This window comes from Clostridium sp. RTP31139st1_H3_RTP31139_211217, from assembly GCF_040227035.1.
Lineage (GTDB): Bacteria > Bacillota > Clostridia > Clostridiales > Clostridiaceae > Clostridium > Clostridium saudiense.
Genome location: NZ_JBCOAB010000007.1, coordinates 23,930 through 36,725, shown reverse-complemented (window position 1 = coordinate 36,725; position 12,796 = coordinate 23,930). Strand labels below are relative to the sequence as shown.

The 12,796-nt window shown below is 25.1% G+C and carries 11 protein-coding genes; 2 read left to right on the top strand and 9 right to left on the bottom strand.

The window, feature by feature from the left end:
• Window positions 1-13: 13 nt before the first annotated feature.
• Window positions 14-1,960 carry a ribosomal protection-like ABC-F family protein gene (gene abc-f, locus ABUA17_RS04725; protein ID WP_042399568.1) on the bottom strand — a complete coding sequence of 649 codons (1,947 nt, stop codon included), beginning with the start codon at window positions 1,958-1,960 and terminating at the stop codon, window positions 14-16.
• Window positions 1,961-2,772: 812 nt separating this feature from the next.
• On the opposite strand from abc-f, the gene ABUA17_RS04720 reads away from it, so the two are divergent.
• Window positions 2,773-3,420, top strand: a complete 648-nt coding sequence (locus tag ABUA17_RS04720) for a guanylate kinase (RefSeq protein WP_042399570.1) — start codon at window positions 2,773-2,775, stop codon at window positions 3,418-3,420.
• Window positions 3,421-3,471: 51 nt separating this feature from the next.
• On the opposite strand, the gene recA is transcribed toward ABUA17_RS04720, so the two are convergent.
• The 3 genes from recA to ABUA17_RS04705 all read right to left on the bottom strand — a co-directional run bounded on the left by recA (window position 3,472) and on the right by ABUA17_RS04705 (window position 6,153).
• The gene (gene recA, locus ABUA17_RS04715; RefSeq protein WP_052330700.1) at window positions 3,472-4,500 is read right to left on the bottom strand and encodes a recombinase RecA; all 1,029 of its coding nucleotides are present in this window, start codon (window positions 4,498-4,500) and stop codon (window positions 3,472-3,474) included.
• 308 nt (window positions 4,501-4,808) lie between these two features.
• On the bottom strand, window positions 4,809-5,135 hold the full coding sequence (locus tag ABUA17_RS04710; protein ID WP_042399683.1) for a DUF1622 domain-containing protein: 327 nt from the start codon (window positions 5,133-5,135) through the stop codon (window positions 4,809-4,811).
• Between the two features lie 103 nt (window positions 5,136-5,238).
• Window positions 5,239-6,153, bottom strand: coding sequence for a Ppx/GppA family phosphatase (locus ABUA17_RS04705; RefSeq protein ID WP_195951109.1), 915 nt, complete (start codon window positions 6,151-6,153; stop codon window positions 5,239-5,241).
• Between the two features lie 296 nt (window positions 6,154-6,449).
• Between ABUA17_RS04705 and ABUA17_RS04700 the strand changes: the two genes are divergently transcribed.
• On the top strand, window positions 6,450-6,632 hold the full coding sequence (locus ABUA17_RS04700) for a hypothetical protein (protein WP_055276165.1): 183 nt from the start codon (window positions 6,450-6,452) through the stop codon (window positions 6,630-6,632).
• A 189-nt stretch (window positions 6,633-6,821) separates the two neighbouring features.
• On the opposite strand, the gene ABUA17_RS04695 is transcribed toward ABUA17_RS04700, so the two are convergent.
• The 5 genes from ABUA17_RS04695 to ABUA17_RS04675 form a co-directional block, all read right to left on the bottom strand.
• Window positions 6,822-7,478: a helix-turn-helix transcriptional regulator gene (locus ABUA17_RS04695; protein WP_042399575.1), complete on the bottom strand. Its 657-nt coding sequence runs from the start codon at window positions 7,476-7,478 to the stop codon at window positions 6,822-6,824.
• Window positions 7,479-7,816: 338 nt separating this feature from the next.
• Entirely contained in the window at window positions 7,817-8,398 is a 582-nt protein-coding gene (locus ABUA17_RS04690; RefSeq protein WP_055291172.1) for a hypothetical protein, read from the bottom strand.
• 216 nt (window positions 8,399-8,614) lie between these two features.
• Complete coding sequence (locus ABUA17_RS04685) at window positions 8,615-10,624, bottom strand: ABC transporter permease (protein WP_055291170.1); 2,010 nt, start codon at window positions 10,622-10,624, stop codon at window positions 8,615-8,617.
• Window positions 10,614-11,381: an ABC transporter ATP-binding protein gene (locus ABUA17_RS04680; RefSeq protein ID WP_055276159.1), complete on the bottom strand. Its 768-nt coding sequence runs from the start codon at window positions 11,379-11,381 to the stop codon at window positions 10,614-10,616. Before ABUA17_RS04680 ends, ABUA17_RS04685 begins: the two co-directional genes overlap by 11 nt.
• Window positions 11,382-11,774: 393 nt before the next feature.
• Window positions 11,775-12,785 (bottom strand): sensor histidine kinase, encoded by a 1,011-nt coding sequence (locus ABUA17_RS04675; protein WP_042399587.1) that lies wholly within the window; start codon window positions 12,783-12,785, stop codon window positions 11,775-11,777.
• Between the last annotated feature and the right edge of the window lie 11 nt (window positions 12,786-12,796).

Sequence of the window (12,796 nt, the reverse complement as noted above, 5' to 3'; positions counted from 1 at the left end):
CTCTAAACTCTTTTTAACTATTCAACTCTATCCATTCTTCCATAACCTTTTCTAACTCTTCACTTAATTCTTCTTTTTTAGAAAATAGTTCATTAAGTTCTTCATAATTTAACTCTAAATTGCTCATAGTTAACTCAATCCCTTCAAGTTCCTTTTCAAGCTTTTTAATCTTTATTTCAAGTTTCTTTATTTCATTTTCTCTCTTTTTTACTTCATCTATTTCTTTTTTCTTCTTTTCCTTTTTTATAACTTTTTCTTTCTGTAAATCATTAATTTCCTTTTCTAGTTTTACCCTATCCTGTATTTCTTTATAGTAATCATAATTTCCAAGATAACTTTTAAATTTATTATCTTCAATTGCAATTATTCTTTCACCAATCTTATTAATGAAATACCTATCATGTGATATAAAGAAAATAGTTCCTTTAAATTCTTCTAAAGCTTCTTCTAAAGTTTCTATAGAATCTATATCAAGATGATTAGTTGGTTCATCTAATATCAATAAGTTAATATTCTCATATAAAAGCATTGAAAGTTTCAATCTTATTCTTTCTCCTCCTGATAAGGCTTTAACTTTTTTAAACACACTATTACCAAAGAACATAAACTTAGATAAATATTCCCTTGCTTGCCCTTCTAATATTGAAATATCATCTCTAAAAGCCTGAATCACAGTATACTCTTCATTATCAAAAGTAATAACTTGTGGTAAATAACCCACCTTTACATTATCACCTAATTCTACTGTTCCTTTGTCTGGAGCTTCTTCTCCTAATAGCATCTTTAAAAATGTTGTCTTTCCACTTCCATTAGGACCAACTAAAGCAACTCTTTCTTTAAAATTAATTAATAAATCAGCTTCATTAAAAATTACCTTATCAATATAACTTTTACATAAGCCCTTAGCTTTTATAGTTTCTTCTCCTGATCTTTCACTATTTTTGAAGTTTAGCTTCATAGTTTTATTTTCAATCTTTGGCTTTTGTGCATCCTCATTACTTTTCATTCTTTCAAGCCTTTTTTCCATACTAGCAGCTCTTTTAAAGAATTTACTATTATCAGCTCGTATTGCCCAATCTCTAAGGTCCTTTATAGTACTTTCCATGCTTTTAATTTCTTTTTGTTGTTCTTTATAGTTATGCATTTGTTCAAGTAACTTTTCTTCTTTTTGCTTAACATAACTTGAGTAATTACCTTTATAAGTTTTACTTTCCATATCTTCAATTTCTATAATTTTACTAACTACATTATCTAGGAAATATCTATCATGAGATACTATGATTACAATACCATCATAATTATTAAGATATCTTTCAAGCCATTCAATAGAATCCATATCTAAATGATTTGTAGGCTCATCTAATAATAAAATATCTGGATTATCCATTAATAATTTTCCTAATATAACTGTAGTTTTTTCACCACCACTTAATAAATTAAATTCTTTATCTAAAAAGTTTTGTGTAAATTTTAATCCTGTACATATCTTTGCTAATTTTTCTTCAGTATTATAACCACCTTTAACTTCATAGCTTTGAACTAATCTACTATATTGTTTTAAACTTCTCTCAAGTTCTTCTCCTTTCAACACTTTCATCTCATCTTCTAACTTATGCATTTTTTCTTCTATTTCATAAACTTCACTAAAAGCCATCTTTAAAACATCAATAACCTTTATTCCATTTTCATATTGTGGAATTTGCTCTAAATATGCACATGTAGCTCCACTTGGCTTATTAATAAATCCTTCATCATACCCAGGACTAGTAGCCCCTGGATATCCAACACAATAATCCATTGGCAATATTCCTGCAATAAGTTTTAAAACCGTAGTTTTACCACTTCCATTGACACCAACGATACCAACCTTTTCTCCTGAATATATTTGAAAATTAATATTCTTAAGAACAAGTGTTGCTTCCATATATTTTTTTACATTAACTAACGATAATTCAAACATAAATACGCCTTCTTTCTTTTTCTACTAAAACTCTAAATAGAAAGGCACAAAGCTATAAACTTAACTCTTAGCTTCATATATACTTTTAACTCAAACTTAATCTAAGAATTTGTTAGCTAAAAACTACTCCTTGTTATCAATCACCCAATATTCTAGGTTATTACAACGGTCAGTCTTAAGATAAAAACAAAAAAACTGTAAAAAGATATACTCTCCCTACAGTCTGAAATCACATTATTAACCTATAATCTCCAAATATTCATAGTCAAACAATTAATTATACTCCACAAAGATACTATAAATAACGTAAACTTTTTGTTATGTTATTTTATAATAATATGTGTTTATATAATTAATATATTATTTATTTAAACTTATATCTAAAAACTATAATGCCTATTTCAGTAAAGTAAGTTACCTTCTAAATGCCTTATTCTATAAAGAGCACAACAATAAAACCTATATAATTAGGTCAATTTTTACTCATTATAAAATCAATATAAAATTAAAATTTAATTTATATTAGCAATTAGCTGGTCTCATAACTTACATTCCCCTTTCAGCATCTTTTCCTTTATTATACCATAATATGTATTTAAATCAAATATAAAACATCTATAACTAGATAATCATTGTGCAGTTCGTTTCCGTACTTACTTGGCTACAAGGAATGAAGATATAAAAAAAAATTAATTCAAGATAGTGAAAATCTATAATTAATAATTTCTATTAATTTAATATCCAATCAATATTCAAAACATGCTATAATGTACAAATCAAATACTATAAAAATTATTAAAAAGGTGTGTTTTATGAATAAATTATTTATATTAGTTGGTCCATCAGCAGCAGGAAAGACTCTAATTTCCAACTTTTTAGTACATAAAGATGTTAATTTTTTGCAAAATCTAATTAATGTAGTTAATGATTTAGATAAATCATCAATGTTAGAAAATTTAAATATAGCAATTAACACCTTGGAAAAGTCTCCTTTTAATAAAATCATTACATCTACTTCAAGACCTCCAAGAGAAAAAGAAATACATGGTGTTGACTATTATTTTTATAATAAAGATGAATTTGAAAAAAAAATTAGTAATGATGACTTTTTAGAATATGTTGAAAACTTCGGAAACTACTATGGAACTTGCTTAGAATCTATAAATAATTCATTGAATATAGGAAATTCAATTATTGTTTTAGATGATAAAGGTGCTATAAAAATGAAAGAACTTTTAAAATCCCAAGCAATTACTATTTACCTAGATATCCCTGTGGATGTTATGGAAAAGAGAATGAATTTTAGAAATGATGATCCTGCATCAATGCTAACAAGAACTACTAACTTACATATCATGTCTTACAAAAACAAAGCAGATTTTATTATTAATGTTAATAAAAGAATTGATTTTGTTTTATTAGATATAATTGAAATTATAAAAAATACTATTGCCAGATAAATTTATGTCTGGCAATAGTATTTTTACTTATACTCTATTTTAATTTAAACTCTATTTTTCATCCTTATAAATTTGTTCATTACATAGCGGTAAGTCATGCTTTGCTCTAATTTTATTTTCAATTTCAAGAGCTATTTCAGGGTTTTCTTTTAAATATATTTTTGCATTTTCTCTTCCCTGACCTAATCTTATGTCATTATAAGCAAACCATGCACCACTCTTTTGAACTATCTCTTCATTCACTCCAACATCTACTAAATTACCTTCCTTAGATATCCCTTCATTATACATAATATCAAATTCAGCCTGTTTAAAGGGTGATGCAACTTTATTTTTTATAACTTTTACCCTAGCCCTATTTCCTAAAAAAGTATCTCCATTCTTTATTGTATCAATCTTTCTTATATCTAGCCTTACAGATGCATAAAACTTAAGTGCTCTTCCACCTGCTGTTGTCTCTGGATTACCAAACATAATACCTATCTTTTCTCTCAATTGATTTATAAATATCACAATACAATTTGATTTATTAATAGCCGCTGTTAATTTTCTCAATGCTTGAGACATTAATCTAGCTTGCAATCCTATATGTGAATCTCCCATTTCTCCTTCTATCTCAGCTCTTGGTACTAATGCTGCTACAGAATCAACTATTAATACGTCTATAGCATTAGATCTTACAAGAGCTTCTACTATTTCTAAAGCTTGTTCTCCAGTATCTGGTTGACTGACTATTAATTCATCTGTATTAACTCCTAATTTTTTAGCATATGTTGGATCTAATGCATGCTCTGCATCAACAAAAGCTGCTGCTCCTCCTAATTTTTGTGCTTCAGCTATTATACTTAATGATATAGTTGTCTTACCTGACGATTCTGGTCCATATATTTCTATTATTCTTCCCTTTGGAACTCCCCCTATTCCTAATGCTATATCTAAAGCTAATGAACCTGTAGGTATAGACTCTATATCTAGTGTTTTATTTGAACCCAATTTAACTATAGAACCTTTTCCGTATTGTTTTTCAATTTGATTCATAACTGTTTCTATAGCTGCCATTTTCTTCTTATCAATATCCATTTTTTCTCTCCATTCTCTTTTATCCACTTTTTATTAATACTACTTTTACCTTTTATAAAATAAAAAATGCATTGTATCGACGGCAAGTGGTATAACCATCGGTACAACGCATTTACTCTTTTAAGTATAACATAATTTTATTTTCTAATGTAATACTACAAGTTAAAAAACTTTTAAATTATATGCTTAAACTTCTTCTTATAAACTATTTAAATTTTCAATATTTTTTATTTTTAGTGTAAATATAAAATAAACTATAATAATTTATACAATATTGTTTAATACATGAATAATATTGATTTTCTAATTTATTTTACATGATTCTCGGCCTTTATTTCCCAATGAATTACAAAAGCTAATATTGCTCTTAATAGTATTATAGCTGCTAAAATATACATTTCATCTAAGGATCTTACTATTACTGTTTTTAATATTTCTGCACCCATTTTAAATTCTAAAGCTAAAGTTAGTGCTTCCGCAAATTGAATTTTTATTGGATAGTTTGTCCCCTTTATTAAATTACAAAAATACTTCCAAAACGCTTTAATAGCACCTATAAAAATTATAATTACCCCCATAGCTTCAAGTAAATGAATAATTTCAGGGATTACTATTTCTAAAAAGTTACTTAACATAATTATTCCTCCTATGTTTTCATTTGCAGGAATAATTATACATGATACACTTCTTATCTTCAATTTAATAGATATATGAATAATACTTATTTTTAATATAACTTTATTTCTTATTTATAATTTCTTCATAAATTATACCTTCTCTAAGTCCTAATGCACTTATTATAAACTTCTCTGAATTAAAATATCTAAGTATTACTAAAATAGCCCCAAGCGGTGCTGCAAATATTTCTGCTCTCTTCTTAGATAAACCCTTAAAATTATTTCTTTCATTTATAGATAACTTAAAAAAATCACTATATATTTTAGATACTTCTTCTCTTGTCATACTATAATCGTGAAGTGATTCCTTAGGATAATTTTTATCCCCCTTAGCTACCCTCCCTATATGCTTAGCAATACCACCAATTCCAATTACATTCAATTTATTATTTTTTGTTAACCAAGATATTTCATCAAGCTTATTATTAATAAATTTTTCTAGTTCAATATTTTCATCATCAGATTCAATATTATTAAACATCTTAGTAAGCGGAATACATCCTAATGGTAAACTTATGGTTTCTTTAAATTCTCCTTTTTCCATAAGAGTAATCTCCATACTTGAACCACCTAAATCCAATAAAACAGCATCTTTTTCCTTCATTGAATTTTTAACTGCCAAATATCCATATCTAGCTTCTTCTTTTCCTGATAATATATTTACATTTAACCCCAATTCTGATTCAATTCTATTACATATATAACTTCTATTAACAGCTTTTCTAACTGCTTCTGTTGCAACAACATAAATTTCTACAACTTCATACCTTTGACATATGTCTTTAAATCTTTTTAATACATTAATGGCTATCTCTATTCCATCATCAATTAAATAATTATTTTTTGTTAAATAGCTACCTAATCTAATAGTCTCTTTTGCTTCATCAATTACTTCAAAATTTGAATGTTCATTTATATGATAAATTATTAGTCTCACAGAATTAGATCCAATATCTATTATTGCCCCTCTATTCATTTTACTTACCTCTCAATTAACTATTAAATAATTTTTTATACTATATTATTTCTTATATTTTACAATATAGAACACTTTAAATAAAACAAAATGTCCTCAATTATTAATTAAAGACATTTATATTTTGTTTATTATTTTAATTAGCCTCTATTATACCTTTAACATAATTATTTATTTTCTAAAAAACAATAAATTATTTTATAAAAATTGTAAGATATTGATTATATTTATTGATTTATGTTAATAATAAATATATAATATTAACTAATAATTATTATCTTCAAGGAGGCTATATTATGGATATTAAAGAAACTATTTTAAATGTTATGAGAGAAGCTGGAAAACCTGTTAGTGCTGGAGAAGTTGAAAAACTATCAGGACTTGATCGTAAAGATATAGATAAAGCATTTAAGGAATTAAAAAAAGAAGAAGCTATCGTTTCACCAGTTCGTTGCAAATGGGAACCTGCAGCTAAATAAAAGTATTCTAAAAAGCCCCTCTGTTCTAAAAACAGGGGGATTACAATTATCTTTTATAAAAATATTATTAATATCTTTTATCATCACATTTTCACCATATATTTAAATAAATTTAAATATATTTTCAATAAGATTAATAACTTATCTCTCTATTTCTTTTACTTCACAATATATTGAAATATCTTTAACTTACAAAACACTATTTATGTATAATTTCTCCTTATTATGTTCATAACTTATTATCTTTCCTTCATAAATTTTATTAATAATTAAAACATCTTTGATTTCATTTACATAAATAAGTAAATACTCTCCATTATAACAATACAAATATAATCCTTCATTTCGTATAACATAACAAATGGGAAATACTTCTATTTTTCTATCATTAATATAAACTTCTATATAAAATTTATTATCCAAAGCATTATCAATCATTTTACATACTTCATTTTTTATATCAAATTCATCTTTATAATCTAATATATATCGTTTCTTATATTTACTTAAAATTTGAGAATATCTATCATTATCTATTATTCTAAACCTATCACTCAAATAGGATTTTCTTAAATTTTTACTAATACTTTCAGCGATATACATTGCAAATATTAAATTTTCATAATCCTCATATCTTAGCATTAGTCTTGATATATTATAACTCCTATCTATTTCTACGCCTCCATTTTTACCTCTATGAATTATTAATGGAATTCCTACTACTGATAATTTATCTAAATCTCTTTGTATAGTCTTAATAGATACATTAAAATATTCCGCTAATTCATTCATTGTAATTTTAGAGCCTTTTCTTAATAAATAAAATATAATATCTAATAATCTCATTAATACTGCCTCACATACTTTATTAAGTTTTTTTATTATATATTAGCCTATAAATAAGACTCATATAGTCCATATTATAAGATTTTATAAAAACATATGTATATAACAACCAAAAATAGTTTCTTTTTATAACTAATTACTATTTATAATTGTTAACTATTTCTACTCAATCTGTGGATTATTATATATCCATATTACATAACTTACTTTTAAATAAAAAATTCTAAATATAATTTAACTTACTTTTTTATAGTATTCAATAGTAATTATATAAATACTAATTCATCAGAATATAAAATAAAAGCTCAAAAATATTATACTCTTGAGCTTGCTTAATTTTAACTTTTACAAATAAATGGTATTTTATTTATTTGAACAATATAAAAAGTTGGTGGCACATCCGTATCTGTTCCCTTAATCCATATTAAATCATTATCTATACAAATAACTTTTCCTCTTGCTGGGTTATTTGAACGATCTATTGCATCAAGAGCAATATCAAAATTCTCTATATCATTATTTTGAGTTAAGAATTCTGCTATTTCGCTATTACAATTAGCGTCACTTTCACTTGGCAATCTACTCCAATCATATATCTTAGATAATTGATCCATGAATTCATCTAATTTCTCTTCTTTTACTACTAATGCAATGCCAATAATATCTGTTACTGGAATAAATATTTCTCTCATTAGGTTATCAAACCTACTTGGATAATCTACTGGAGTAATAATATTAGCAGTGCAACTTACTAGATTATTATTAACTACTAACTTTGGCATCTCATCTACAGCATCTATTCTATTAAATTCAGTATAAAATCTTAATCCATAGTGTGCTGCACTTGTATCAATTGTTAAATCTAATAAATCTGAATTCAAAATAAACTTTAAAGCTTTAGTAACACTTGATTTGCTCATAATATCTCCCCCCCTATTTTTTTATAATATATATTATGTTGCAACCTTGTTTACTGTTACATTCACACAAAAATTATATACAAATAAAAAACTATATCATTCTCTATTATTAAATCCATATTCTCTATCTAAACCTTTATCATTAATTAATATACTTTAAATAGTAAAAACTCTATAGATATAAAACCTATAGAGTTCTTACTTTACTATAATATTTTATTTTGAATTTTTAACTATGCTCTTATAACCTGCATATGTTACATAGAAATATCCTCCATATACTATAACAAGTATACCTAAAGTTAGTAATGCTGTTGGGCCTATATTAGGCTTTCCATATAAAGCTATAAACTTATTTACTACTGATATCCCAACAATTGAACTTACTATTGCAAGTATTAATGGCATTGCAAAATAAATTGCAGTTTGAGTAAATATAGTTTTATTTATCATCTTTTCTGTTGCACCAATTTTCTTTAATGCCTTATATCTATCACTACTATCACTAGCTTCTGATAATTGTTGAAGAGCAAGAACTGCTGCACTAGAAATTAAAAATACAACTCCTAAATATAATCCTATATAAAGTATCATTGTAGTAAGTCCTTTGCTAGCCTCATAAACTTGGCTTTTTGTAGCCCTTATCATTGGTAAATCATAAATTTCATCATATCTTCTAAAAGAATCAAATAGACTATTCATATCCTCTTCTTCAGCAGGATCATTAGGATTCTTATAATTCATATTCATATATGCTGCATTTAAAGTCATATCCTTAAAATCATCTGGTACTATAATCGTAAGTACATTATCTGCTAATTCAGAATTATATACAGCTTCATTTAAATATTCTTTATTAGCTACCTTATACTCTTTTCCAGCTATACTAACCTGTGGACTATTTTTAATAAAGTTTTTTACTGAATCCTTAGCTTCTGTAAAATTAGATGTAACTAATATTTCATTATCATTTATACTTAATGGTTCTTCACCATATAAACTTCTTATTTTATTATAATCTGAAATTTTAATAGCATCTATATATTCCCATCTGTGTTTTCCATTATCTAAGCTTTTTTTAAATTCTCCTACTGCATAATCTTTTAATATCATATTAGCATCTATACCATCTATTATATAACCATTGATAAATATAGGCTCTTTTCCATTAAAATCATAATTTATAGCTTTAAATACATCTTCCATACTTTTATACTTATTTTCTTCATCTGTAAATAACTTTACTGAAGCATCAAATGGAACAACTATACCTTTTTCTAAAGCACTTTTAAAGCTTAAACCAGTTGATAAAAGTACTATAGTTATAAATAACATAAGTGAAATTACTGTCATTGATACAAAGTTTGTATTTACTTTACTACTAATTTGTCTCGTAACAAAAATATTTAATTTTTTTAGATATATATTTTTACTTCTTTGAATTACCCCTAATAAGAACCCTGCGATTCCATAGAAAAATCCTGCCGTTCCAATTATTCCAAATACTATAGAAAGCTTAAATCCTAACTTGTCTGGATTTAGCCCACTTTTAGTTACTAAATAATAAGCTGTTCCTAAAATTATAATACCTGAAATAAATATAATTGATGAAATTATTGGATTCTTTATTTTAATATCTTCACTTTTTCTTGCTGCAGTTAACATATCAATTAATTTATATTTAGCTATAATCCTTGTATTAAATATCATTAAAACACCAAATATTAAAGCAAAGTATAATACTGTTTTTAAAATAGCACTACTTGATATTATAAATTTAAATTCTGTCATTCCAACGTCAAATAACTTAGCTGTAAATAATGATAAACCTTGTGATACAACTAATCCTAATAACAAACCTGCTATAAGTGATAAGACCCCAACTATTAAAGTTTCACTTAATAATATCTTTGATATTTTTCTTTTACTCATTCCAAGAGTCATATAAATTCCAAGTTCTTTTTTTCTTTTTTTAATTAAAAAATTATTTGCATATAGTATCAATCCACCTAAAATAAATGATACAAATACAGAAACATATGATATTAATGTTGTTACAAGTGACATATATTCTGCCTGATTTTTATTCATATCTAATAGTGCTTTTTGAGATTCTATTGAATTAAAACTATAAAATATACAAACTGCAAAAGCTATAGTTAAAAAGTATATTGTATAATCTTTAAAGCTCTTTTTTACGTTATTTATTGCTATTTTAGAATACATTTTCTACATCCCCTCCAAGCAATGTTACTACTTCAATTATTCTATTAAAAAATTCTCTTCTTGTATCATTACCTCTTACTAATTCATTAAAAACTTTACCATCCTTAATAAATAAAATTCTATGAGCATAACTTGCAGTAAAAGCATCATGAGTAACCATTAAAATTGTTGCTTGTAAATCTTTATTTAATTTTTCAAAAGAATCTAAAAGTAATCTTGAAGATTTTGAATCTAATGCACCTGTAGGTTCATCAGCTAAAATTAATGATGGACTTGTTACAATAGCTCTTGCAGAAGCAACCCTTTGCTTTTGCCCTCCAGACATTTGATATGGATATTTATTTAAAACTTCTATAATGCCTAAGTTCTCTGCAACCTTTTTTATTTTATTATCTACCTCACTAGTTTTAACTCCTTGTATTGTTAATGCTAATGCTATATTTTCATAAGCTGTTAATGTATCTAAAAGATTAAAATCTTGGAATATAAATCCCAGTTCATCTTTTCTAAAGTTTTCTAATTGTTTTGATTTCATTTTAGTAATATCTTTATCATTTATTATAATATTACCTGTAGTTACGGTATCTATTGTAGAAATACAATTAAGCAATGTTGTTTTACCACTTCCTGATGGCCCCATTATTCCAACAAATTCACCTTTATCCACTCTAAAACTGATATTATCAATGGCTTTTGTTATATTATCTTTATTTCCATAATATTTTTCTATTTTTTCAACTTTTAATATATTTTTCATCTAATCTTCCCTCCAATTATTTTATATCTCTTAATTTAACAAACTATCTTCTTACTTTAAGTATTTGTAATCATCGCTGTCTTCATTATTTATTTTATATTAATGTTAGCAAAGTACATATTGAATTACATTTCAGTAATCTTACAAAATCGTAACTTTAATAATATTAAAACTTTTAATTTATTTAAGTTACATTAATATATTTTCAATAAAAAACTCACTTCTCCTACTATAGTTCTACTGCTCTTATGAAATTATCAAAAGGTTTGTCTTTATTACAATAAAAAAATAAAAAAATAAAAAAGTTAAACTCTTTTCATTCCTATACCTTTATAGAAATATTTAAAGTTCAACTTTTTTATTTTACTACTTCCATAGTTATTACATAATAATTTAAAAATCAGTAAACTTTCCTTGCGGAAAAACTATATTTACTTTAGTTCCTATATTTTCTTTTGAATTTAAACTTATTCCAATACCTAATTTATCACAAAGCTTTTTACATAAATAAAGTCCTATTCCTGTAGATTTTCCAAATTTCCGTCCATTTTCTCCAGTAAACCCTTTTTCAAATACCCTATCTATATCTTTTTCATTTATTCCAACACCATTGTCTTCTATAGTTAAAATAATATTATTTTCATTTACTTTTGAATATATCGAAACTTTTCCTTCATTAGGTATAGAAAACTTCACTGCATTTATTATAATTTGATTTATAATAAATTCTACCCATTTTTCATCACTAAAAATATTACCTTCTATACCTCTAATATCTAATTTTATATTCTTATTTATGAAATCCCTGCTATTGCTTTTAACAGATTTCATAACTACACTTCTTAATGAAAATTCTTTAATGATATAATCTTTACTTACATCACTACTCCTAGCATAATATAAAACTTGTTCAATAAATCCTTCTACTCTTTTCATTTCATAATTAATTCTTTCGCTTAAATTACTATTATCATTTTCTAAAATAAGCTTAGCTGATGCAATTGGAGTTTTTATTTCATGTACCCATGTTTCAATATATTCCCTGTATTCAATTTGTTCATCTTTATAATGCTTAACTTTTTCGTGCATAGATTTATTACATTGTTTTAAAACATCATTTATAATTCTTGCTTCTTGAAATCTAGGCTCTTCAATAACTTCTGGCAATAAATATTTTCTATCCAAATTTTCTACTGTATTAATTAAATTATTTAAATATCTTCTATATTTAATAAATTCCAAAAACATATATATTAGAATCGGGCCAAACCATATTAAAAATAATATTAATATTATATTTATTGATACTTTTACTATTTTCATTAATATTGCTACTAATAAAAACATTATCAAATTAATTATTAAAAAAATCATTCTTTCCTTTATAAATTCAATTATGCTCATATTTTACTTCC

Bases quoted from the DNA above. Each gene is read 5' to 3' on its own strand.
- ABUA17_RS04720 (WP_042399570.1), top strand. From the start codon at position 2,773: ATGAATAAATTATTTATATTAGTTGGTCCATCAGCAGCAGGAAAGACT.
- ABUA17_RS04675 (WP_042399587.1), bottom strand. From the start codon at position 12,785: ATGAGCATAATTGAATTTATAAAGGAAAGAATGATTTTTTTAATAATT.
- recA (WP_052330700.1), bottom strand. From the start codon at position 4,500: ATGGATATTGATAAGAAGAAAATGGCAGCTATAGAAACAGTTATGAAT.
- ABUA17_RS04710 (WP_042399683.1), bottom strand. From the start codon at position 5,135: ATGTTAAGTAACTTTTTAGAAATAGTAATCCCTGAAATTATTCATTTA.
- ABUA17_RS04695 (WP_042399575.1), bottom strand. From the start codon at position 7,478: ATGAGATTATTAGATATTATATTTTATTTATTAAGAAAAGGCTCTAAA.
- ABUA17_RS04700 (WP_055276165.1), top strand. From the start codon at position 6,450: ATGGATATTAAAGAAACTATTTTAAATGTTATGAGAGAAGCTGGAAAA.
- ABUA17_RS04705 (WP_195951109.1), bottom strand. From the start codon at position 6,153: ATGAATAGAGGGGCAATAATAGATATTGGATCTAATTCTGTGAGACTA.
- ABUA17_RS04690 (WP_055291172.1), bottom strand. From the start codon at position 8,398: ATGAGCAAATCAAGTGTTACTAAAGCTTTAAAGTTTATTTTGAATTCA.
- ABUA17_RS04685 (WP_055291170.1), bottom strand. From the start codon at position 10,624: ATGTATTCTAAAATAGCAATAAATAACGTAAAAAAGAGCTTTAAAGAT.
- ABUA17_RS04680 (WP_055276159.1), bottom strand. From the start codon at position 11,381: ATGAAAAATATATTAAAAGTTGAAAAAATAGAAAAATATTATGGAAAT.
- abc-f (WP_042399568.1), bottom strand. From the start codon at position 1,960: ATGTTTGAATTATCGTTAGTTAATGTAAAAAAATATATGGAAGCAACA.